This is a genomic window from Streptomyces sp. NPDC127595, from assembly GCF_042671685.1.
Taxonomy (GTDB): Bacteria; Actinomycetota; Actinomycetes; order Streptomycetales; family Streptomycetaceae; genus Streptomyces.
On sequence record NZ_JBHXWK010000016.1, the window covers coordinates 88,171 to 111,266 of the forward strand.

Sequence of the window (23,096 nt, forward strand, 5' to 3'; positions counted from 1 at the left end):
GGGACCGGCTCACTGAGCTGTCGCCTCAGGAACCCGGCCCGCCAGGCGCTGCTGTTCCTCCTCGACGATCCGGCGGGCGAGGCCGCTGTCCGAGACGTCGACGGCGTCCGGTGTGTGTTCGGCGGTGTCGCTGCGGCGGGCGTAGGCGTCGAAGAGGCGGGTCTTGTTCTTGAGGATGTCCAGGAGGCGCTGGTCGACGCTGTCGGTGGCGAGGAGGCGATGGACCTGGACCGGGCGGACCTGGCCCATGCGGTGGGCGCGGGCCACGGCCTGGTGCTCCATGGTCGGCTTGACCTGCGGCTCGCAGAGGATGACCACGGACGCCGCTTGCAGGTTGAGGCCGACGCCGCCGGCCTCGATCTGGCAGAGCAGCACCGCGTGCCCGGGGGCGGCCGTGAAGTCGTCCACCATTCGCTGTCTGCGCGCGGCGGGGACGGCGCCGGAGATCGGGCCGAACATCCCCTCCCCCACCGCGTGTTGGACGGTGGCGAGGACATCCTTGAAGTAGGAGAAGACGACGACCTTCAATCCGTTCTCCGCGGCCTCGGCGACCAGCTCGCGCAGCCGCTGCAGCTTCGCCGACCTCTCCGCGTCGGCGTACCCGGCGCGGCGCATCGCCATGAAGTTCCCGTCCTGGACAGCCTTGCGGTACGCCGCCCGGTCCGCCGCGCCGAACTCCTCCCACTCGTCGACCTGAAGGAGGGCGGGAAGTTCGGTGAGGACGTCCTGCTGGTTACGGCGCAGATACGCGGGCGCGACGGATCTGCGGAAGACATGCGGGCCCGCGGCCGCGGAGCCGTTGTGGATGCTGGGGAGAAGGCCGGGCTGAAGGTAGCGGACCAGGGTGCGGAACTCCTCGACACGGTTCTCCATGGGCGTACCGGTGAGGAACAGCACACGGTCGCAGTGTCCGGTCCAGGCGGCGACCGCCTTGGAACGACGGGTGTCGGGGTTCTTCACGTAGTGCGCCTCGTCGACGACGAGCATCCCCGGTTTCGTACCCATGGGTTTCTTGGTGCCGTCGGGTTCGGGCAGGCTGTGCAGCACGTCGTACGTGGTGATGGCGACGCCCCCGCGCTCCCGCCACTCCTCGTACGCGTCCAGCCGGTCGGAGCCGTGCACCGGCAACGCCCGCAGGGTGCTGCGTGCGCCGATCTCGCGCGTCCAGTTGATCAGTACGCTGGCCGGGCAGACGACCAGGAAGTGGCTGTGCCCGTCCGCCGCGAGGTGGGCGAGCGCCGCGATGGCCTGCACGGTTTTCCCGAGCCCCATCTCGTCGCCGAGGACGACCCGCCGCTGGGCCAGCGCGAATCGGGCCCCGAAGGCCTGATAGCCGCGCAGCGAGACCCGCCGGTGCGTATCGTCCAGCTCCTGCGCGTGCACCCGCTGGGCGACCTCCGACGGCAGGAATCCCTCGGAGGCCTCGACATCCGGCCGCTGCTGAGAGACCTCGGCGAGCTGGCTGTAGTACTCCGTGGAACGCAGCTCGAAGTCGACCCACGCCTCGATGTCGGAGGCGGGTTCGCGCAACAGGTCCGCCGACGCCTGCGCGAGCAGCAGTCGTACGTCCCTGGCGGCGGCGCCGGTGGTCAGCTCCCGCAGCTCCACGACCGCCGCCCACGCGCTCTCGCGCCGCTGCCGTCCCGCGAGCGCCATCCGCAGCCGCCCTCCGGCAGGCCGGGCCGCCGGCAGCAGCGCACCGAGCCGCTCGTCGAGCCGGGTAGCCGCGTCCACGGCCCGGCGCAGGTCCGGACCGGCCTCGACGAGTGTGCGCAAGGCGATGACCAGGGCGGTCGTCCGGGGTTCCGGGTGATCGACGTCGATCCGCACGGAGACGGTCTCCTCCACCGCCCGCGCGATCTGCCGTGCGGCGGCGAGCGCACGGTCGGCGGTCTGCGCCCCCACGCCGGGCACCTGCCGCAGCTCGTACCGGCTCGTCCCGTACACCGCCCGCACCGATTCGAACCCGGCCGTCTCCAGCGCGCCGAGCCGCAACCGCCCCTCGGTGACGTCCTTCAGCCGCGAGACGGGGATGGACTCCAGCTCTCCGGCGACCAGTTCGGCATGTATCGGCGCCAGCGCCGCCCGCACCGCTTCGAGTGCCCGCGCGTGATCGGTGAGCACGGCCCGCGCGGCCCCGTACAACCGCGCACCCGCCACGACCAGTTCCCTGGCCCGCCGCCCGACCGGCAGGGCTTCACCGGGACTCCCGGGCCGCGCAGGACCCGGCATCCCGCTCCCCTCCACACCCGCCATGCCACGCCCCTCTTGAGCCGTCCGCCCCGATGCCGCGCATCCTTCCACGGAGCACTGACAGTCACGGCCTTGACCCGAACGGGGGGCGGCCTCCGGGGGGAGGCGGCCCCTCTCCTGCGTGACAGAATCACGGCGGACGCACCTGGAAGGCCCGCGAATGCCAGGGATGGTGACGAGGTTGAGCACATGGCAGCGGAGCCTGACGGCGGCCGGGGTCCGGGAACCGCAGCTCCGGAGGGACTACGACGACGGGCGTCGGCTGGTGTCGCGGTTCCGCCGTAGTTCCTACCTGGCGGCCCGTTTGCTGCTTCCGCCGTCGGTGCTGCCGCATGTGGTGGCCGCGACGGCCGTGATGCACCACGGGGACAACCTGCTGGACACCGGCCCGAAGCCGCAGCGGATCGCGGCGTGGGCATCCTGGGAGCAGCAGGTTCGCAAGGCACTGGAAACGGGGGTGGCGGACGATCCGCTGATCCGCGCCCTGCTGCACACCGTCGCTGCGTATCCACGGCTTCGGGGAGCGGTGGAGGAGTATCTGTCCACCGCCGGCGCCGAGTTGGAGTTCACCGGCTTCGTCTCCGAGGCCGACTACCAGGCCTACGTGGACGCCTACTCACTGCCCGCGTTCATGCTGGTTGCCGTGCTGTTGTGTCCTGAGGACGGTGACGGCCGGTACCGGGCGGCATGCCGGACACTCATCGACGGCAGCCAGCGACTGGACTTCGTCAACGATCTCGCCGAGGACATCGCGGAAGGCCGACCGGGCATTCCGGCAAGGACACTGGCGCGCTTCTCGGTCACGGAGGCGGACCTCGTGGCGGGGTATGAGCCGCCGGGCCTGCGCCAGTTGGTGGAGCACGAGGTCGGCGCGGCCCGGGCTTCCCTGGCGGCAGCCCGCGAACTGCCCGCCCAGGTCTCGGCACCCGGCCGGGCTCTGCTGAACGCGTTCGTCGAGATCGAGCTCCTGACCGCCGACGCGGCACTGGCACGCGGAGCAGCACTGCTGCGGGGCTCCGCGAGTCCGCCGGTACTGGGCACGCTGCGGGTACTGCGGAACGCCCGCAGGACCGTGCGGAGCCCCGGATCAACTCCCGAGTCTCGCCTGTAATCCGCCGCTCACAGCGGCCAGGCGGTCAGCAAATCGCCGGGCCCGTAGGTGGCCTCAAGCCCCGGACAGTCGGCTCCACTGCGCGAAACCGCCACGACTGGAACAGGTTCGTGGGTGAGGGCGGCCCGGTGCCGGTGGAGAGCGGCCAAGTCGTGCCGGTCGAAGGGCGACTGCTCCAGCCACTTGATGGAGCCAACGAAGAGCAGCTCCTTGGCGATGGGAGCGCGATCCGCCCCGACGATATCGATCTCGACGTCGTTGGTACGGGTCCAGTAGCCGCCCACCGCGGGGGCCGCGGGAAGCCGATCGTCGGGCAGTATCCGCGCCAGGGCCTCGCGGACAAGGGGCTCGACGGCCCGGCCGCGCCAGCTGGTCCAGTTCTCCCGGATGCGCGCCAAGGTCAGATCGCCCCGCCCCCGCTCGATCTCTTCCATGGACGGGCCGAGCAGATGCAGCCAGAACCGCAGGTAGGGATCTGTCACCCGGTAGCGGCGATCCTTCGACGGCCGCAGCGATACAGGCAGTTCCCCAGCGACAATCCGCTTGTCCGTAAGCAGTTCCAAAGCTCGCTGCAGCGGCGTGGCCCCGATCCCACCGGCTGCACGGGCGATGTTGGTGAAGGTCCGCTCGCCGCTACCGATAGCCGCCAGCACCGTACGCGCCTGGGCCTGCGGGGGGAATTCCGCAGCCAGCGAGCGCTCGGCCGACACAAGCAGGGCCGATACCGGATCACTCAACGCCTCGCCGAGGAAGTCCCACAACCCTGCGCCGCGCGGCCACTCAGCGCAGATCAGCGGCAGCCCGCCTGTGACCAGCGCAGCGTCGAAGGCTTCCGCCGGACCCAGCCCAAGCATCCGCCCCACCTCGGCGGGGTTGAGTGGTCCCAGCACCATCTCCCGGCCGCGCTGATGGAAGGGGCGCCCGTAGCTGTTCAATGCCTCCATCATCGACAGATCGGAGCCGATGAGGACCAGCAGCACCGGCTTGGTCTCCAGCACCCGATCCCAGGCCCGCTGCAGCATCCCCTCAAAGGCGCCGGCGGTATCCATCAGGTACGGCACCTCATCGATGACCAGCACGCTCACCCGGTCGGCGGGCAGCGCCGCAGCCAGCACGTCGAACGCGGCGTCCCAGCCCTCCGGCCGCGCGGCGGCCACCAACCCCGCCAACGGCAGCGTCGACGCTTGGGCGTCCCGGGCGAGCCGTGCCAGATCATCCCTCGGGGACGCACCAGTCGCCGCGTAGAACAGGAACGGAGCTCCGGAGCGCTCCGCAAACCGCTCGACCAGTCGCGACTTGCCCACTCGACGCCGCCCGCGCAACATCACGCACCGACCGGGCCGCTCCTCGCCAACCCCTGCCGTCACCTTCTGCAGCTCTCGTTCCAGCGTCGCCAGTTCCTGCCGACGGCCTACGAATTCGACCACGTCTGCCGACCTCCACGCACGACACTAACGGAAATGTTAGTAACATACACGTTAGTGTCCCGCTTCACCGGCCATCCCAGTCAAGACCTCTACTCACATCCGGAGGCGGCCGCCACCCGGGGTTTACCGGAATGGCCGCCATGACACGAGGGCAAGCCCCTCCATACGCCTGGCCCGGTCACCTGGACAGGCCCGAAGCTTTCTCCTTCTCGGCCAGGAGATCGGAACGTCCGTCGGGTCCATACCTGCTCCGGCCTCGGAGTCATGACGAGGGCGTCGGAAGCGCCGTTCACCCGCGCATGTCCCGCCGCCTGTGCTCTGGACAGGGCTCGTCCCAGCACGGGAAAGAACCAGGGCCCGACTCCGAAGAGTCGGACCCTCTCTGACCTGCACGTTTGCCAGATCAGCGACGTGGTGATGCGTCAGCCGCTACACATTGAACCTGAACTCCACCACGTCGCCGTCCTGCATGACGTAGTCCTTGCCTTCCATGCGGGCCTTGCCCTTGGCGCGGGCCTCGGCGACCGAGCCGGTCTCGACGAGGTCGGCGAAGGAGATGACCTCGGCCTTGATGAAGCCCTTCTGGAAGTCGGTGTGGATGACACCGGCGGCCTCGGGGGCAGTGGCGCCCTTCTTGATGGTCCAGGCGCGGGATTCCTTCGGGCCGGCCGTCAGATAGGTCTGGAGGCCGAGGGTGTCGAAGCCGACGCGGGCCAGGGTCGCCATACCGGGCTCCTCTACGCCGACCGACTCCAGGAGTTCCATCGCTTCCTCCTCGTCGAGCTCGGCGAGGTCCGCCTCCAGCTTGGCGTTGAGGAAGATCGCCTCGGCGGGGGCGACCAGGGCGCGCTGTTCGGTCTTGAAGTCCTCGTCCACCAGCTCGTCCTCGTCGACGTTGAAGACGTAGAGGAAGGGCTTGGTGGTGAGCAGGTGCAGGTCGTGGAGGAGTTCCTCCTTGCCGGAGCCCTGGACGATGCCCTGGGAGAAGAGGGTGTCGCCCCGCTCCAGGATCGCCTGGGCGGCCTCGACCGCGGCGACCTTCGGGCCGATGTCCTTCTTGATGCGCGACTCCCGCTGGAGACGCGGCAGGACCTTCTCGATCGTCTGGAGGTCCGCGAGGATCAGCTCGGTGTTGATCGTCTCGATGTCGTCCTTGGGCGAGACCTTGCCGTCGACGTGTACGACGTTCTCGTCCTGGAAGGCGCGGATGACCTGGCAGATCGCGTCGGACTCGCGGATGTTCGCGAGGAACTTGTTGCCCAGGCCCTCACCCTCGGAGGCACCCTTCACGATGCCGGCGATGTCGACGAAGTCGACCGTGGCGGGGAGGATCTTCTGCGAGCCGAAGATCCCGGCCAGCGTCGCCAGCCGCGCGTCAGGGACGCCGACCACGCCGACGTTCGGCTCGATCGTGGCGAACGGGTAGTTGGCCGCGAGCACGTCGTTCTTGGTCAGGGCGTTGAACATGGTCGACTTGCCGACATTGGGCAGACCGACGATTCCGATCGTGAGCGACACGTTGCGACTTCCCGTACGTGAGGATGGGCGAGGGGCCCAGGAGAGCGCGGGCCGATCCACCAGTCTACGGCGTGCGGGATCCCGCCCCGGCGACGTATCGAACGCTTGCCCAAGGTCTGCCCTCCGGCGTGTCTGAAGGCCTATTCGACACATAAACCGACCTAAGTTGGTCCAGTGGAGCAACACAGGACGCGTCCCTCTCAGGCCGGACCGCAGTACAGACCGCGACGCGGCACGCCCTTCCCCTCGCAGGCCGGGCGGAGTGCCGCAGGCGCGGTGCGGCGGGGTTCGGCGGTGGCCCGGCGGCCCGCTCCGCCTGTCGTCCAGGCGGTACGGCGGATGCCGAACCCCCGGCTCACCGGGCTGGGCAGCGGACTGTTCTGCGGTGCGCTGATGTTCGCGCTCGGCTGCCTGGACCAGTTGCTGTTCGGGGCGTCGCCGGTGGTGTACGGGGTGCTGTTCCTGCCGGTCTGCGCGCTGACCGCGGTGTGGGTGCGGCGCGGTGACCTCGTCACCGCGCCGGTCGTCGTACCGATCGCCTTCGCCTTCGGGCTGCTGCCCGTCGCCGACGACAGCGGGGGCGGGGTAGGCGGGCGGCTGATGGGGCTGGTCACCGCGCTCGCCGTGCAGGCGGGATGGCTGTACGGGGGGACGCTGGTCGCGGGGCTCATCGTGACCGTACGGAAGGTTCGGCTCATGAGCCGACGGGCCGCCCAGCGCAGGGCGGCCCAGGCTCCCGCACGTCGGCGTCCCGCCTGAGGTCCGCTGTGGTTTCCGCCGCTTCGCGGCGGGCTTCCCACCCGGCCACCCGACTCGCCCCGCTACGAAGTCCAGCTCTGAAAAGCCTTACGACGCCTTCGCCGCCCGCATAGCCGCCCCCACGATCCCCGCGTTGTTCTGCAGCTGCGCCGGGACGATCTCGGCCTTGATGCCCTCGATCAGGGGGAGGAACCTGTCGGCCTTGCGGCTGACGCCCCCGCCGATGATGAAGAGCTCGGGCGAGAAGAGCATCTCCACGTGGGCGAGGTACTTGGTGACCCGGCGCGCCCAGTGCTCCCAGGTGAGCTCGTGGTCTTCCTTGGCTTTGGTGGAGGCACGCTTCTCCGCGTCGTGGCCGCCCAGCTCCAGGTGGCCCAGCTCCGTGTTCGGCACCAGCTCGCCGTCGATGAAGAGCGCGCTGCCGATGCCCGTGCCGAAGGTGAGCAGGATGACCGTGCCCTGACGGTCGCTGCCCGCACCGAACTGCATCTCGGCGACGCCCGCCGCGTCCGCGTCGTTCAACACCGTCACCGGAAGGCCGCCGAGGCGCTCGCTCAGCAGGGCGCGGGCGTCGGTGTCGATCCAGTTCTTGTCGACATTGGCGGCGGTACGGATGATGGCCTCGCCGGTGACCACACCGGGAAACGTGATGCCGACCGGACCCGTCCAGCCGAAGTGACCGACGACCTCTTTCACGCCGTCGGCCACCGAGTCGGGCGTCGCGGGATGCGGGGTGAGCACCTTGAAGCGCTCTTCCGTCAATTCGCCGCGGTCCAGGTCCACAGGAGCGCCCTTGATCCCGGAACCACCGATGTCCACACCAAAGATCTGCATGGACCCCAATTTAAGGCCTGCGACTGACAGTCACTTCCCGGAGGAAGCACGGCCCCGGAACCTTCACGTCCGGAAGCCGTGCGACCGGCCCACGTCCGGAAGCCGTGCGACCGGCCGATCCGTCACGTCTCGCCGATCCGTCACGTCTCGCCGATCCGTCACGTCTAGCCGATCCGTCACGTCTCGCCGGTGCGTTACTTCTCGCCGGTGCGCTCCGCCACCAGTGCCGCCGCCTCCGCGCGCAGATCGCGGCGCAGTTCCTTCGGCAGCGAGAAGGTGATGGACTCGTCGGCCGTCTTCACCGTCTCCACGTCGCCGTAGCCACGGGCGGCCAGCCACTCGAGGACCTCGTCCACCAGCACGTCCGGTACCGAGGCACCGGAGGTGAGGCCGACCGTGCTGACACCGTCCAGCCAGGTCTCGTCGATCTCGGAGGCGAAGTCCACCAGGTGCGCGGCGGGGGCACCCGCGTCCAGGGCGACCTCGACCATCCGGATCGAGTTGGAGGAGTTCTTGGAGCCCACCACGATCACCAGCTGGGCGTCCTCGGCGAGCTTCTTCACCGCGATCTGACGGTTCTGCGTGGCGTAGCAGATGTCGTCGCTGGGCGGCGAGATGAGCTGCGGGAACTTCTCCTTGAGCGCGTCGACCGTCTCCATGGTCTCGTCGACGGACAGCGTGGTCTGGGAGAGCCAGACGACCTTGGACGGGTCGCGGACCTCGACCTTGGCGACGTCCGCGGGGCCGTCGACGAGCGTGATGTGCTCGGGCGCCTCACCGGACGTGCCGATGACCTCCTCGTGGCCCTCGTGCCCGATCAGGAGGATGTCGAAGTCGTCCTTCGCGAACCGGACGGCTTCCTTGTGGACCTTGGTGACCAGCGGGCAGGTCGCGTCGATGGTCGCGAGCTTTCCGGCCGCGGCCTCTTCGTGGACGACCGGGGCGACGCCGTGCGCCGAGAACATGACGATGGCCCCCTCGGGGACCTCCGCCGTCCGCTCGACGAAAATCGCACCCTTCTTTTCCAGGGTCCGGACGACGTACTTGTTGTGCACGATCTCGTGGCGGACATAGATCGGGGCCCCGTACTGCTCAAGGGCCTTCTCGACGGCGATCACGGCGCGGTCCACACCCGCGCAGTAGCCCCGGGGGGCGGCAAGCAGGACACGGCGGCCAGGCGAAGCAGTCATGCACCCCATCGTAAGGCCGCGCTCGGCAGGTCAAAGATCGCCTCCTTGGGGAGACTGGTCGGGAGCTGGGAGGGGTGGGGCCAGTCGCGACTCTCGGGAGGCACGGATGTCCGGCACACAGACCTCAACGGAAGCGGCCGGTGGTGCGGGTGAGGAGCAGGGGCTGCGGCGCAGTCTCGGCTTCCGGGACCTGGTCGTCTACGGGCTGCTGTTCATCGCCCCCATGGCACCTGTCGGCATCTTCGGCACCCTCGACGCCAAGTCGCACGGTGCGGTGGCCCTGGTCTACGTCGTCGCGACCGTCGCGATGGCGTTCACCGCGTTCAGCTACGCGCAGATGGTCCGCGTGGTCCCCCAGGCGGGTTCGGTGTTCGCCTACGCGCGCGTGGGGCTCGGAAAGGAGGCCGGGTTCGTCGCCGGCTGGATGGCGATGCTGGACTATCTGCTCATCCCGGCCGTGGCGTACCTCTTCTCCGGCATCGCGATGAACGCACTGGTCCCGGAGGTGTCCCGCTGGGTGTGGACCGCGCTCGCCGTGGTCATCACGACGCTGCTCAACCTGTGGGGCGTACGGGCCGCGGCGCGGGTCGGTTTCCTGGTGCTGGCGATGGAGATCGTGGTCCTTCTTGTCTTCGTCGTGTCGGCGGTCGTCATGCTCGCGCGCGACGGGGCCCACCGGGGCTGGCTGTCGCCGCTGTCCGGTGACGGCACCCAGGGGGCGTTCGCGCTGTCTGCGGTCGTCGGCGCGGTGTCTATCGCCGTCCTGTCGTATCTGGGCTTCGACGCGATCGCCTCCTTCGCGGAGGAGGTCACCGGGGGTTCGGAGAAGGTGGCCAGGGCGGTGCTGTTCTGCCTGGCGCTCGCGGGTGTGCTGTTCGTGGCGCAGACCTACCTGGTGGCGCTCCTGGAGCCGACGACGTCCGCGCAGCTCGCCGCCGACCCCGGGAAGCAGGGATCGGCCTTCTACGACGCCGTGGACGCCTCCGTCGGGACCTGGCTGCATGACCTGGTGGCCGTGAGCAAGGCGATCGGGGCGGCCTTCGCGGCGCTCGCCGGGCAGGCCGCGGCGGGCCGTCTCATGTTCGCGATGGCCCGCGGCCGACGGCTGCCGAAGGCCCTGTCGAAGACCGACTCCGGGGTGCCGAGGCCGGCGCTGCTGTGCGCGGCCGTCATCACGCTGATCGCCGCGGTCTGGGCGGCGCGGCGCGATGACGGGCTCGACCAGCTGGTGTCGGTGGTCAACGTCGGTGCGCTGACCGCCTTCACGCTGTTGCACGCGAGCGTGGTGGGCTGGTTCGCCGTACGGCGGCGGGGTGGGCCCGTGGTGTGGTGGCGGCACGTCCTGGTTCCGGTCGTCGGTGCCGCGATCACCGTCGCGGTGATCGTCGAGGCCTCGGGGACGGCCCAGGTGGTGGGCGCGGTCTGGCTGGTGGTGGGGCTGGCGGTGTTGGTGGGGCAGAGAGGCCGGAGCGCCGCGGGGGCTGGTTAGTCGGCTGGCCGGTATTGGGGCCTGCGGCCTGGGTTTCGCCCCCTCCGCCCCTGCCCGTCCCTTGTTCCTGGGGGCTGCCGCCCCCAGACCCCCGCTGTCGGCCGCAACGGCCTCGTACTCAAACGCCGGACGGGCTAAGAACTTCCCCGGCCGGATCGTGCAGCCCTGTTGTCAGAGCCTGCGGTTACTCTCGCGGCATGGCTCTCAACACGTCCGCAGAGGCTCCGCTGCCCGTCGGTGAGGTGTCGCGGCTCATCGGGGGATGGATCGACCGGCTCGGCGCGGTGTGGGTCGAGGGTCAGATCACCCAGTTGTCGCGGCGCCCGGGCGCGGGCGTCGTTTTCCTGACGCTGCGTGACCCGTCGTACGACATCTCCGTGAGCGTGACCTGCTATCGGCAGGTGTTCGACTCGGTGGCCGATGTGGTGACGGAGGGCGCCCGTGTCGTCGTACTGGCGAAGCCCGAGTGGTATGCGCCGCGGGGGCAGTTGTCGCTGCGGGCCACCGAGATCAAGCCGGTGGGGGTGGGCGAACTGCTCGCGCGCCTGGAGCAGTTGAAGAAGGCGCTGGCAGCCGAAGGGCTGTTCGCGGCGGAGCGCAAGAAGGCGCTGCCCTTCCTGCCGCAGCTCATCGGGCTGGTGTGCGGGCGGGCGTCCGCGGCCGAGCGGGACGTACTGGAGAACGCGCGGCACCGCTGGCCGGCCGTCCGCTTCGAGGTCCGCAACGTCGCCGTGCAGGGCGTGCACGCCGTACCGCAGGTCGTGCAGGCCGTGAAGGACCTGGACGCGCTCGACGGCGTCGACGTGATCGTCGTGGCGCGCGGCGGCGGCAGCGTGGAGGACTTGCTGCCGTTCTCGGACGAGCAGTTGGTACGGGCGGTCGCTGCCTGCCGTACGCCCGTCGTGTCCGCCATCGGGCACGAACCCGACACCCCGCTCCTGGACTATGTGGCCGACCTGCGCGCCTCCACGCCGACGGACGCCGCGAAGAAGGTCGTGCCGGACGTCGGCGAGGAGTACGAGCGGGTGCGGCTGCTGCGGGACCGGGCGCGGCGCAGCGTCCACGCCTTCATCGACCGCGAGGAGCGCGGCCTCGCACACGCGCTGGCCCGGCCCTCGATAGAGGATCCGCACCGGATGATCGACGAGCGGGCCGACCACGTCGTCTCGCTCCTGGACCGCGGCCGACGCACGCTCGGCCACCTTCTCGACCGCGCCGACTCCGAGCTGGCGCACACCCGCGCGCGCGTGGTGGCCCTCTCCCCCGCCGCGACGCTCCAGCGGGGTTACGCCGTGCTGCAGAAGGCCGACGGCCATGTGGTCCGGGACCCCTCCGAGGTGACGGCGGACGAGCCGCTGCGGGCGCGGGTCGCCGAGGGTGAGTTCTCCGTCCGAGTCGATGCATAGGGTGGGCGCATGACCAGCAAGGTGGACGAGACGCTCGGGTACGAGCAGGCGCGGGACGAGCTGATCGAGGTCGTACGCCGGCTGGAGGCCGGTGGCACGACCTTGGAGGAGTCCCTCGCGCTCTGGGAGCGCGGCGAGGAGCTGGCGAAGGTGTGCCGCCGCTGGCTGGAGGGCGCGCGGGCGCGGCTGGACGCGGCGCTGGCCGAGGAAGAGGGATCCGAGGAGGGTGACGAGGAGGACTCGGACGGCAACCGGTCCGAGTAGCCCCGCCGTCAGGCAGAACAACACGGGTACCTGTGAAGCGGATCACTCCGCCCCACTTTTAATTGAACTCTAAACTTAATGGCGTACTCTCGACGTTGCCAGCCGATCCCCCGGATCCGTCGCACGTACCGAGAAGGTTCATCATGTCTCTCGTTCTTGACCCCACCGCACAGGACCTGCTGTTCCGCGAGGCCCGCACCGCGAACACCTTCACCGACGAGCCGGTGACCGATGAGCAGGTGCAGGCGATCTACGACCTGGTCAAGTACGGCCCGACCTCCATGAACCAGTCGCCGCTGCGGATCACCCTGGTCCGCTCCGCCGAGGCCCGCGAGCGCCTCGTCGCGCTCATGGGCGCGGGCAACCAGCCGAAGACGGAGGCGGCCCCGCTGGTCGCGATTCTCTCCGCCGACAACGAGTTCCATGAGGAGCTGCCGAAGCTCTTCCCGCACTTCCCCGGCGCCAAGGACCTCTTCGGCGGCTCGCGCGAAGCCCGCGAGCGGTCGGCCGCGCTGAACGCCTCCCTCCAGGCCGCGTACTTCATCATCGGCGTCCGCGCCGCCGGCCTGGCCGCGGGCCCGATGAGCGGCTTCGACGCCGCCGGCGTCCAGAAGGAGTTCCTTGACGACGACCACACTCCCCTGATGGTCGTCAACATCGGCCGCCCGGGCGAGGACGCCTGGTTCCCGCGTTCCCCGCGACTGGAGAGCGAGCAGGTCATCACGACCGTGTGATGCGGTCGTAAGCAGCAGGAAGGGCCCCGGCGATATCGCCGGGGCCCTTCCTGCAAGGGGCCTTACGTCGTCTTGAGGGCCTGCGCCATCTTCGTGAGCTGCCCGAAGGACGCCGTCCCGGTCACCACCGTCGTAGCCTTCTCGCCCTTGAGCACGAGAGCGTCGTACGTGGTGCCCTCGTACCGCTGCCACGTCTGATCGCCTATGCGCTGGGTGGCCTGCGTCTCCTCGGCGCCCTGGCTGGCCGTGGCGATGAACGCGGCCGGCTTCTCGGTGGACTGCTCGACCGCCACGTACTGGCCGTCGGGGTCGTGGAAGCCCAGGTGCCAGGCGTCGAACTCCGAGCCGTCGTACCGCACCGACGTCGCCTTCCACGCCGTGGGCAGCCCCTCGGGTGCCGCCACGGGGTAGGCCGCCGCACGGCGAGCGGTGAGCAGCTCGACGCGGTAGTCGACGCGCTTGAGCTCGGGTTCTGAGTCGTCGTGCGGGATGAAGACGTAGATGACGCCTGCCACGAGCCCGATGAGGGCCAGGGAAAGAATCATGTCCCGGACCGACTGCTTGCCTTTCATACCTGCCACACGTCTATCGTCGCAGGTGCCCTGGCCTGCTCATCCGTGGGGTCCCCTGCTCATTTTGTCAGCCTAACGATAGAGTCGAGGCACACCCTCATCCGGCCGTCGTCGTATCAGAAAGGTGCGTCTCGATGACCGAGCATCATCTGCCGTCCGAACTCGAGGTCCCCTCAGAGGCCCCCGACCGAAACCTCGCCCTGGAACTGGTCAGGGTCACCGAAGCAGCCGCCATGGCCGCGGGCCGCTGGGTCGGCCGCGGCGACAAGATCGGCGCCGACGGTGCCGCCGTGCGGGCCATGCGCACCCTCGTCTCCACCGTCTCGATGAACGGCGTCGTCGTCATCGGTGAAGGTGAGAAGGACGAGGCCCCGATGCTCTTCAACGGAGAGCACGTCGGGGACGGAACCGGCGCCGAGGTCGACATCGCCGTCGACCCGATCGACGGAACCACCCTCACCGCCAAGGGCATGACGAACGCGATCGCGGTGCTCGCCGCCGCCGACCGCGGCACCATGTTCGACCCGTCCGCGGTCTTCTACATGGACAAGCTGGTCACCGGCCCCGAGGCCGCCGACTTCGTCGACATCAACGCGCCCGTGTCGGTGAACATCCGCCGGGTCGCCAAGGCCAAGAAGTCCTCTCCCGAGGACGTCACCGTCTGCATCCTCGACCGCCCCCGCCACGACGGGATCATCAAGGAGATCCGCGAGACGGGCGCCCGGATCAAGCTGATCACCGACGGCGATGTCGCCGGCTCGATCCTGGCCCTGCGCGAGGGCACCGGCATCGACCTGCTCCTAGGCATCGGCGGTACCCCGGAGGGCATCATCTCGGCCTGCGCCGTGAAGTGCCTGGGCGGCACCATCCAGGGCAAGCTGTGGCCCAAGGACGACGCGGAGAAGCAGCGCGCGATCGACGCGGGCCACGACCTCGACCGCGTCCTCTACACGGACGACCTGGTCTCCGGTGAGAACGTCTTCTTCGTCGCCACCGGCATCACGGACGGCGAGCTGCTGCGGGGGGTCCGGTATCGCGCCGAGACCGCGACGACCGAGTCGATCGTCATGCGGTCCAAGTCCGGGACGGTCCGGCAGATCACCTCGGAGCACCGGCTGAGCAAGCTGCGGGCGTACAGCGCGATCGACTTCGACCGGGCGAAGTAGCTACGCCGGTTCCACGGAAACCGGTTCCACGGAAACCGGTTCCACGAAAAAAGGGGCGCCCCTTGTGCGGAGGGGCGCCTCTTATCTCTGTGAGCTCGGGGCTAGCCGGCCGCGGCTATCGTCCCCGCCGGGCGGGCGGCCTTCTTGAGTTCGAGGTCGCGCCGGCGGCGACGGGCGAGGACCACGCGGCGCTCGGCGGCGGTGAGGCCGCCCCACACTCCGTACGGCTCGGGTTGCAGGAGCGCGTGTTCCCGGCACTCGACCATCACCGGACAGCGGGCACAGACGCGCTTCGCCGCCTCCTCACGGGAGAGGCGGGCCGCGGTGGGCTCCTTGGAGGGCGCGAAGAACAGGCCTGCCTCGTCCCTCCGGCACACGGCCTCCGTGTGCCATGGGGCTTCCTGATCCCTGTCCCGCACTGGCGCCCGCTGGGCCTGAACGGCGGCTAGCTGCAGGGACTGATGCGGCGGTTGCAGCACGGTCTACTCCTGACGACGGCTTCGCGAGCGTGCCGGGCGCCGCGGGAAGTCCACAGCGCCCTCCAGGGGACGATGCAGCAAGGCCTACCCGCTGTGCGCGCGCCTATGCACTGGGTTCCGAAGCCCGGGATTTCTGCACGGCGGCCACACGGGTACCGAGCCGACGCGACTGGACCAATTCGCCGCGGGGGCCGCGGGATTCACAGGCGTCAACGGTCCAGGTGCTTGCGCAAACTCCTGTCCAGCCGGTCCGACACCCGGTCCGTCACGCGGTCGAGGATGTCGGCGATCAGCTTGCCCCGCTTGGGCTTCGCCTCGACGTTCCCCAGTACGGCGAGACCGTCCACGTAGATCACGGGCGCGTCCGGATCGCCCGAATCCAGCGTGTCCACCTCGAAGTTGCCCAGGACGCCGGCGCCACTGCCCCGCAGCGACACATTCTCCGGGACGCGGATCTCCACGCTGCCGAAGACCGAGATCGCCTTGATCACGACCTGCTGGTACTCGAAGATCGCCTCGGTGAGGTCTATCTCGACGCTGCCGAAGACCGCGTACGCGTGGATACGGCGGCCCGCTCGCCAGCGGCCCTTGCGGACGGCGGCGCTGAACACCGCCACCACATTGTCATCGGGCTCCAGCGGGATCGCGCCCACCGTGGGGCGGTTGGGCGCGATCGTGTACGCGGGGGTCGCGCGGGGCGCGTGGGCGGCGGGCAGGTCCTGGACGAACTGGTCCAGCTCGCCCACCGTCTTGGTGGCCAGGACCCCTTCCACCCGCTCGGAGTGCTCCTCCGGGGTGAGGCGCCCCTCGGCGAGGGCATCGCGCAGGATGTCGGCGATCCGGTCGCGGTCGGCGTCCGAGGCACGGAGCCCGGCCGGCTTCGCGACCGCCGGAGCGGACGCCGGAGCAGACGCGGGGGCAGACGCGGGGGCAGACGCGGGGGCAGACGTGGGGACAGTCGGGTCAGGGCGCTTCTGAAGGTCCACGGCATCAGCGTACCCAAACGCGATAGATCGCGACTAGGGGGTGTGGACGACGAACTGAGCCTTACCTCACAAGCTCGGTGTCCGAGTCAGGTTCTACGCTGGTGGATGCTGCCGATGGAGGCATGCCGCTGTCCGTCAAGTGAGGAATGGGCTAGATGCCTGAGTTCGCGTACACCGATCTGCTCCCCCAGGGAGAGGACACCACTCCGTACCGGCTGGTGACCTCCGAGGGTGTCTCCACCTTCGAGGCCGACGGGCGGACATTCCTCAAGGTCGAGCCGGAGGCCCTGCGCCAGCTCGCCGCGGAGGCCATCCACGACATCCAGCACTACCTGCGGCCCGCCCACCTCGCGCAGCTCCGGCGCATCATCGACGACCCGGAGGCCTCGGGCAACGACAAGTTCGTCGCGCTCGACCTCCTGAAGAACGCGAACATCGCGGCCGCGGGCGTCCTCCCCATGTGCCAGGACACCGGCACGGCGATCGTCATGGGCAAGCGCGGACAGAACGTCCTCACCCAGGGCTCCGACGAGGCGGCCCTCTCACGCGGCATCTACGACGCCTACCTGAACCTGAACCTGCGCTACTCGCAGATGGCTCCGCTCACCATGTGGGAGGAGAAGAACACCGGCTCGAACCTCCCCGCGCAGATCGAGCTGTACGCGACGGACGGCGGCGCGTACAAGTTCCTGTTCATGGCCAAGGGCGGCGGTTCGGCCAACAAGTCGTTCCTCTACCAGGAGACGAAGGCGGTCCTCAACGAGGGCTCCATGATGAAGTTCCTGGAGGAGAAGATCCGTTCACTGGGTACGGCCGCGTGCCCGCCCTACCACCTGGCGATCGTGGTCGGCGGTACGAGCGCCGAGTACGCCCTGAAGACCGCGAAGTACGCGTCCGCGCACTACCTGGACGAGATTCCGGCCGAGGGTTCCGAGCTCGGGCACGGCTTCCGGGACAAGGACCTCGAGCAGAAGGTCTTCGAGCTGACGCAGCGGATCGGGATCGGGGCTCAGTTCGGGGGCAAGTACTTCTGCCACGACGTGCGCGTGGTGCGGCTTCCGCGGCACGGCGCGTCCTGCCCCGTCGCCATCGCGGTGTCCTGCTCGGCCGACCGGCAGGCGCTCGCGAAGATCACGCCCGAGGGTGTCTTCCTGGAGCAGTTGGAGACCGACCCGGCGCGCTTCCTGCCGGAGACGACGGACGAGCATCTCGAGTCGGACGGCGATGTCGTCCGCATCGACCTCAACCAGCCCATGGACGACATCCTCGCCGAGCTGACGAAGTACCCCGTGAAGACCCGGCTCTCGCTCTCCGGGCCGCTTGTCGTGGCGCGTGACATCGCGCACGCCAAGATCAAGGAGCGGCTCGATGCGGGTGAGGAGATGCCGCAGTACCTGAAGGACCACCCGGTGTACTACGCCGGGCCGGCGAAGACCCCCGAGGGGTACGCGTCCGGTTCCTTCGGGCCGACCACCGCCGGGCGGATGGACTCCTACGTCGAGCAGTTCCAGGCGGCGGGTGGGTCCAAGGTGATGCTGGCGAAGGGGAACCGTTCGGCGCAGGTCACCAACGCGTGTGATGCGCACGGCGGCTTCTATCTCGGCTCGATCGGTGGCCCCGCCGCTCGGCTCGCCCAGGACTGCATCAAGAAGGTCGAGGTCGTCGAGTACGAGGAGCTCGGCATGGAGGCCGTCTGGAAGATCGAGGTCGAGGACTTCCCGGCGTTCGTCGTCGTCGACGACAAGGGCAACGACTTCTTCCAGGACCCGGCGCCCGCGCCTACGTTCACTTCTATTCCGGTACGGGGGCCGGGGCTGGGGTAGCCCGCGGCGGGCCGCTGATAGATGCAGTTCGCCCCCTCCGCCCCTTCCCGTCCCTTGTTTCTGGGGCTCCGCCCCAGACCCCGCTCCTCAGACGCCGGAGGGGCTAACCCCTAGCCCGTCCGGCGTTTGAGGACGAGCGCGTTCAGCGCGACAGCGGGGGTCTGGGGGCGGCAGCCCCCAGGAACAAGGGACGGGCAGGGGCGGAGGGGGCGAAAATCCCCGCCCAGGGAACACCGCCGCCCGCGAACACAGTTACCCCTGTATGAGCGACTACCGCATCGAGCACGACTCCATGGGCGAAGTCCACGTCCCCGTCGACGCCAAGTGGCGGGCCCAGACGCAGCGGGCCGTGGAGAACTTCCCGATCTCCGGCCAGCATCTCGAACGGGCTCATATCGAGGCCCTCGCCCGGATCAAGGCGGCCGCGGCGAAGGTGAACGGCGAGCTGGGTGTGGTGGGGAAGGACATCGCCGAGGCCATCCAGGAGGCGGCCGCCGAAGTCGCGCGGGGCGACTGGGACGCGGAGTTCCCCGTCGACGTGTTCCAGACAGGGTCCGGGACCTCGTCCAACATGAACGCCAACGAGGTCATCGCCACGCTCGCGACCGAGCGGCTCGGCAGGGACGTACACCCCAATGATCACGTCAACGCGTCGCAGTCGTCGAACGACGTGTTCCCGTCGTCCATTCACATCGCCGCGACCGCCGCCGTGACCCGGGATCTCATCCCGGCCCTCGACCACCTCGCCGCCTCGCTCACCCGCAAGTCGGAGGAGTTCGCCGACGTCGTGAAGTCGGGGCGTACGCACCTGATGGACGCCACACCGGTGACGCTGGGGCAGGAGTTCGGGGGGTATGCGGCCCAGGTGCGGTACGGGATCGAGCGGCTCAACGCCTCGTTGCCGCGGCTGGCCGAACTGCCGCTGGGCGGGACGGCCGTGGGGACGGGGATCAACACGCCGCCCGGGTTCTCCGCGGCTGTCATCGCGGAGGTGGCCAGGGACACCGGGCTGCCGCTGACGGAGGCGCGCGACCACTTCGAGGCGCAGGGGGCGCGCGACGGGATCGTGGAGACCAGCGGGCAGCTCAGGACGATCGCGATCGGGCTGACGAAGATCGCGAACGACCTGCGGTGGATGGCTTCCGGGCCGCGTACGGGGCTCGCCGAGATCAGCCTGCCGGATCTGCAGCCGGGGTCCTCGATCATGCCGGGCAAGGTGAATCCAGTCATTCCCGAGGCCGTGCTGATGGTCGCCGCGCAGGTCATCGGCAATGACGCGACCGTCGCCACCGCCGGCGCGGCCGGGAACTTCGAGCTCAACGTCATGCTGCCGGTCATCGGCAAGAACGTGCTGGAGTCGATCCGGCTGCTCGCGAACGTCTCGCGGCTGCTCGCCGACCGGACCGTCGACGGGATCGTCGCGCACCGCGAACGGGCCCGGGAGTACGCCGAGTCGTCGCCGTCCGTCGTCACGCCGCTGAACAAGTACATCGGGTACGAGGAGGCCGCCAAGGTCGCCAAGAAGTCGCTGGCGGAGCGGAAGACGATCCGCCAGGTCATCGTGGAGTCGGGGTATGTGGAGCGGGGCGATCTGACGGTCGAGCAGTTGGACGAGGCCTTGAATGTCCTGCGGATGACGCGCCCGTAACAGGCTTGCCCGTTCGAAAAACGCCTGATGACACCTCCGTAACGTCCTGCGGCCGGTGGGGAGAACCATGACGCACTCCGCAGCGTCGTATGCCCCGGGCACCTAATATCTGGTCATGACAGACGGTGGAGCGGTGAGAGAAGTGGAAGCGGGCGGCTCGACGGCGCACTGGGCCCCCGGGAGTCAGATCCTGTGGCGGTACCGGGAGAACGCCGGCGCGCGCTTCCACATCTGCCGCCCGGTGACCGTCGTACAGGACGACGACGAGTTGCTCGCGGTGTGGATGGCGCCCGGTACCGAGTGTGTGCGGCCGGTGCTGGCCGACGGCACGCCCGTGCACGGGGAACCGCTGGAGTCCCGCTACACCAAGCCGCGTACCGTGCGCCTTGACCGCTGGTTCGGCACCGGGGTGCTCAAGCTGGCGCGGCCCGGCGAACCCTGGTCGGTGTGGCTGTTCTGGGAGTCCGGATGGCGATTCAAGAACTGGTACGTGAACCTTGAGGCGCCGCGGGCCCGTTGGGAGGGCGGCGTCGACTCGGAGGACCACTTCCTGGACATCGCCGTGCACCCGGACCGGAATTGGCGCTGGCTGGACGAGGACGAGTTCGCGCAGGCCCAGCGGGCGGGTCTGATGGACGCCCAACTGGCGGGAAAGGTAAGGGAAGCGGGGTGGGCCGCGGTGGAGGTGATCCGCTCCTGGGGCTCGCCGTTCCGCGACGGCTGGCAGCACTGGCGGCCCGATCCGGCATGGCCGGTTCCCGCTCTCCCCGATGACTGGGACCGTACGCCCGCGCATGTGTCCTCATGAGACCCTTGATGCGCCCCCGTGGTACAACCGTAGGATCGTCTTCCGCAAGGGCGCACGGCAGGAACAACTCCCGCAGTATGGGGCGGGCTTGACCATACGTCACCGAGGGGCGGCAGGACGTGAGCGAGGGGTACGAGGGCCACGGCCGTACGGCGGGCGGGCTGCCGCACCGGCCGGACCGGGCCGCGAGGGCGTCCGGCGGAGCCACAACGGCGCTCCGGCCGGTAACGGACCGACCCGGTCCTGACGACGCGCAGATTCCGTTCCTGGAGCACACATTCCGGGTATCGGGGCTGCGGGACGAACTGTGCGCACGACGCACAGCCCCGGACGGATGGATTCGACACGCGTGACGGAGCACCCCACCGCGCACGAGCGCCGCAAGCCCGGCGCCGGCCGGCCAGCCGCCCCCGCGGACCCACGCGGGGCGCTCCTGCATACCCCGGAGCAGCCGTCGGGGGCCTCAGGAAGCACGGGTTTACCGGTACAGGCCCGCTCGGGCGACGCCCCGTCCGGACCCGGTACGACGGTGCCCTGCCCGCCGAACGGGCCGTCCGGCGCTCAGGCCTCGGCCGGCACCGGCACACCTCCGTCCGCGTCCCCCGGTCCCGAGCACGCCCAGTCCTCGGCCGCCGTGCCCGATCCGCACCGCCCGCGCCCCGCTCCCGACAGCATTCCGGTGCAGCAGGGCTCCGAGCAGGAGCGGCCGCCGGGGAGTTCCGGCGACAAGGAGCGGCGTACCGGGCAGGGTCTGCCGCCGGGTGGGCCGATGCCGATGCGGCGGGACGGGGACCGGCTGCGCTTCGTGGGCGCCGCGACCCGCAGGATCGCCCGGGGCATCGACCTCGACGAGATCGTGATGGGCCTGTGCCGGGCGACCGTGCCGACCTTCTCGGACGAGATCCTGGTCTATCTGCGCGACCCGCTGCCGGTCGGTGACGAGCGGCCCACCGGGCCCCTCGTGCTGCGGCTGCGGCGCACCGACCGGATTCCCTCGGAGCGGGAGGCGGAGACCGTCCTGCCGCCCGCGTTCCAGCCGGAGCCCGTCGAGCTGCCGCCGGTCTCCGCCGAGCTGTGCGAGGTGCGCCCCGGTGGCGCTCTCGCCGAGGTGCTGCGTGGGGTACGGCCCGTGTTCGCGGACGCGCCCGCGGCCCGTGCGGCGCTGCCCGAGCTGCTCGGCGACGAGCTGTCCGTGCCGTGCGGGCAGCGCGCGATCCTGGCTCCACTGCGCGGCCGCCGCCGGGTGATCGGCGCCGCACTGTTCCTGCGCCGTCCTGAGCGGCTCGCCTTCGAGACCGATGACCTGCTGGTCGCCGCCCAGCTGGCCACGCACACCGCGCTCGGGATCGACAAGGCGGTGCTGTACGGGCGCGAGGCGTACATCGCCGACGAGCTGCAGCGCACGATGCTGCCCGAGACGCTGCCCAGACCCACGGGTGTGCGGCTGGCGTCCCGCTATCTTCCGGCCGCCGAGACCGCGCGCGTCGGCGGCGACTGGTACGACGCGATCCCGCTGCCGGGCAGCCGTGTCGCCCTCGTCGTCGGTGACGTCATGGGCCACTCGATGACCTCGGCCGCCATCATGGGCCAGCTGCGGACGACCGCGCAGACCCTCGCCGGGCTCGACCTGCCGCCGCAGGAGGTGCTGCACCACCTCGACGAGCAGGCGCAGCGCCTGGGCACCGACCGGATGGCGACCTGCCTGTACGCCGTCTACGACCCGGTCTCGCACCGGATCACGATCGCCAACGCGGGCCATCCGCCGCCGGTCCTGCTGCACCTGGGCGGCCGGGCCGAGGTGCTGCGGGTGCCGCCGGGCGCCCCCATCGGCGTGGGCGGGGTGGACTTCGAGGCGGTCGAGCTGGACGCGCCCGCCGGGGCGACGCTGCTGCTGTACACCGACGGCCTGGTCGAGTCCCGTCTCAGGGATGTGTGGACCGGGATAGAGCAGCTCCGCGAGCGGCTGGCCGCGACCGCGGCGCTGACCGGCCCCGACCATCCGCCGCCACTGGAAGCGCTCTGCGACGACGTGCTCGACATGCTCGGCCCGGGCGACCGGGACGACGACATCGCGCTGCTCGCCGCCCGCTTCGACGGGATCGCGCCGAGCGATGTCGCGTACTGGTACCTGGAGCCGGAGGACGCGGCACCGGGGCGGGCCCGCAAGCTCGCCCGGCGGGCGCTGGCGCGCTGGGGCATGGAGGAGATGACCGACTCCGTGGAGCTGCTCGTCAGCGAGGTCGTGACCAACGCCGTGCGCTATGCGTCACGGCCGGTGACCCTGCGGCTGCTGCGTACGGACGTACTGCGCTGCGAGGTCGGCGACGATGTGCCGCAGCTGCCGCGGCTGCGGCAGGCGCGGGCCACCGACGAGGGCGGCCGTGGGCTGATCCTGGTCAACAAACTGGCCAGACGGTGGGGAGCCACCCGGCTGAGCACGGGAAAGGTCGTCTGGTTCGAGTTGAACCGGAGCTGAGGGGGGTACCCACGCGGGGCCCTCCTCAGCAGCCATCCGGATTCGAACCGAAAGTGGACGCAGTCCAAATGTTGCCGACATCCCGTCGGCGGAGTTGACTGCTGGGGTGGACGAAGCGACCTGACAACCCTCTTCTTTGACGGGAGGACGCTC

The 23,096-nt window shown here is 69.9% G+C and carries 19 protein-coding genes; 11 read left to right on the forward strand and 8 right to left on the reverse strand.

All coding sequences use genetic code 11. The features are described 5' to 3' along the window. Positions 1-9: 9 nt before the first annotated feature. On the reverse strand, positions 10-2,232 hold the full coding sequence (locus tag ACFVKT_RS36385) for a DEAD/DEAH box helicase (protein WP_385740183.1): 2,223 nt from the start codon (positions 2,230-2,232) through the stop codon (positions 10-12). A 202-nt stretch (positions 2,233-2,434) separates the two neighbouring features. Between ACFVKT_RS36385 and ACFVKT_RS36390 the strand changes: the two genes are divergently transcribed. Then, positions 2,435-3,364 (forward strand): squalene/phytoene synthase family protein, encoded by a 930-nt coding sequence (locus ACFVKT_RS36390; RefSeq protein ID WP_385739903.1) that lies wholly within the window; start codon positions 2,435-2,437, stop codon positions 3,362-3,364. A gap of 8 nt (positions 3,365-3,372) precedes the next feature. Here the strand turns inward: ACFVKT_RS36390 and ACFVKT_RS36395 are convergent, their stop codons facing one another. Together ACFVKT_RS36395 and ychF are read right to left on the reverse strand one after the other, a co-directional pair. Next, positions 3,373-4,791 carry an ATP-binding protein gene (locus tag ACFVKT_RS36395; protein ID WP_385739906.1) on the reverse strand — a complete coding sequence of 473 codons (1,419 nt, stop codon included), beginning with the start codon at positions 4,789-4,791 and terminating at the stop codon, positions 3,373-3,375. A 429-nt stretch (positions 4,792-5,220) separates the two neighbouring features. Next, positions 5,221-6,309, reverse strand: coding sequence for a redox-regulated ATPase YchF (gene ychF, locus ACFVKT_RS36400; RefSeq protein ID WP_385739909.1), 1,089 nt, complete (start codon positions 6,307-6,309; stop codon positions 5,221-5,223). A 174-nt stretch (positions 6,310-6,483) separates the two neighbouring features. Here ychF and ACFVKT_RS36405 point away from each other — a divergent pair, with 174 nt between their 5' ends. Further along, positions 6,484-7,068 carry a DUF6542 domain-containing protein gene (locus ACFVKT_RS36405; protein WP_385739912.1) on the forward strand — a complete coding sequence of 195 codons (585 nt, stop codon included), beginning with the start codon at positions 6,484-6,486 and terminating at the stop codon, positions 7,066-7,068. Between the two features lie 87 nt (positions 7,069-7,155). On the opposite strand, the gene ppgK is transcribed toward ACFVKT_RS36405, so the two are convergent. Both ppgK and ACFVKT_RS36415 read right to left on the reverse strand, forming a co-directional pair. Continuing rightward, entirely contained in the window at positions 7,156-7,902 is a 747-nt protein-coding gene (gene ppgK / locus ACFVKT_RS36410; protein WP_385739915.1) for a polyphosphate--glucose phosphotransferase, read from the reverse strand. 194 nt (positions 7,903-8,096) lie between these two features. Next, positions 8,097-9,101: a 4-hydroxy-3-methylbut-2-enyl diphosphate reductase gene (locus tag ACFVKT_RS36415; RefSeq protein WP_385739918.1), complete on the reverse strand. Its 1,005-nt coding sequence runs from the start codon at positions 9,099-9,101 to the stop codon at positions 8,097-8,099. A 97-nt stretch (positions 9,102-9,198) separates the two neighbouring features. On the opposite strand from ACFVKT_RS36415, the gene ACFVKT_RS36420 reads away from it, so the two are divergent. The 4 genes from ACFVKT_RS36420 to ACFVKT_RS36435 all read left to right on the forward strand — a co-directional run bounded on the left by ACFVKT_RS36420 (position 9,199) and on the right by ACFVKT_RS36435 (position 12,985). After that, a complete protein-coding gene (locus ACFVKT_RS36420; protein WP_385739921.1) occupies positions 9,199-10,581 on the forward strand; it encodes an APC family permease in 1,383 nt (460 codons plus the stop codon). Positions 10,582-10,778: 197 nt separating this feature from the next. Beyond that, entirely contained in the window at positions 10,779-11,987 is a 1,209-nt protein-coding gene (gene xseA / locus ACFVKT_RS36425; protein ID WP_385739923.1) for an exodeoxyribonuclease VII large subunit, read from the forward strand. A 9-nt stretch (positions 11,988-11,996) separates the two neighbouring features. Next, positions 11,997-12,251 (forward strand): exodeoxyribonuclease VII small subunit, encoded by a 255-nt coding sequence (locus ACFVKT_RS36430; RefSeq protein ID WP_385739926.1) that lies wholly within the window; start codon positions 11,997-11,999, stop codon positions 12,249-12,251. Positions 12,252-12,394: 143 nt separating this feature from the next. Beyond that, positions 12,395-12,985, forward strand: a complete 591-nt coding sequence (locus tag ACFVKT_RS36435; RefSeq protein ID WP_385739929.1) for a malonic semialdehyde reductase — start codon at positions 12,395-12,397, stop codon at positions 12,983-12,985. Between the two features lie 62 nt (positions 12,986-13,047). On the opposite strand, the gene ACFVKT_RS36440 is transcribed toward ACFVKT_RS36435, so the two are convergent. Beyond that, positions 13,048-13,566, reverse strand: coding sequence for a DUF4245 domain-containing protein (locus tag ACFVKT_RS36440; RefSeq protein ID WP_385739932.1), 519 nt, complete (start codon positions 13,564-13,566; stop codon positions 13,048-13,050). A gap of 125 nt (positions 13,567-13,691) precedes the next feature. On the opposite strand from ACFVKT_RS36440, the gene glpX reads away from it, so the two are divergent. After that, positions 13,692-14,723, forward strand: coding sequence for a class II fructose-bisphosphatase (glpX, locus tag ACFVKT_RS36445; RefSeq protein ID WP_385739935.1), 1,032 nt, complete (start codon positions 13,692-13,694; stop codon positions 14,721-14,723). 101 nt (positions 14,724-14,824) lie between these two features. On the opposite strand, the gene ACFVKT_RS36450 is transcribed toward glpX, so the two are convergent. Both ACFVKT_RS36450 and ACFVKT_RS36455 read right to left on the reverse strand, forming a co-directional pair. Beyond that, positions 14,825-15,202 (reverse strand): WhiB family transcriptional regulator, encoded by a 378-nt coding sequence (locus ACFVKT_RS36450; RefSeq protein ID WP_385739938.1) that lies wholly within the window; start codon positions 15,200-15,202, stop codon positions 14,825-14,827. A gap of 209 nt (positions 15,203-15,411) precedes the next feature. Continuing rightward, positions 15,412-16,188 (reverse strand): DUF1707 domain-containing protein, encoded by a 777-nt coding sequence (locus ACFVKT_RS36455; protein WP_385739941.1) that lies wholly within the window; start codon positions 16,186-16,188, stop codon positions 15,412-15,414. 155 nt (positions 16,189-16,343) lie between these two features. Here ACFVKT_RS36455 and ACFVKT_RS36460 point away from each other — a divergent pair, with 155 nt between their 5' ends. From ACFVKT_RS36460 to ACFVKT_RS36475, 4 genes are all read left to right on the forward strand, one after another. Then, the gene (locus tag ACFVKT_RS36460; RefSeq protein ID WP_385739944.1) at positions 16,344-18,011 is read left to right on the forward strand and encodes a fumarate hydratase; all 1,668 of its coding nucleotides are present in this window, start codon (positions 16,344-16,346) and stop codon (positions 18,009-18,011) included. A 262-nt stretch (positions 18,012-18,273) separates the two neighbouring features. Next, a complete protein-coding gene (locus tag ACFVKT_RS36465) occupies positions 18,274-19,659 on the forward strand; it encodes a class II fumarate hydratase (RefSeq protein ID WP_385739946.1) in 1,386 nt (461 codons plus the stop codon). A 115-nt stretch (positions 19,660-19,774) separates the two neighbouring features. Then, positions 19,775-20,467, forward strand: coding sequence for a DUF402 domain-containing protein (locus ACFVKT_RS36470; RefSeq protein WP_385739949.1), 693 nt, complete (start codon positions 19,775-19,777; stop codon positions 20,465-20,467). A gap of 334 nt (positions 20,468-20,801) precedes the next feature. Then, entirely contained in the window at positions 20,802-22,943 is a 2,142-nt protein-coding gene (locus ACFVKT_RS36475; RefSeq protein ID WP_385739951.1) for a SpoIIE family protein phosphatase, read from the forward strand. Positions 22,944-23,096: the final 153 nt, after the last annotated feature.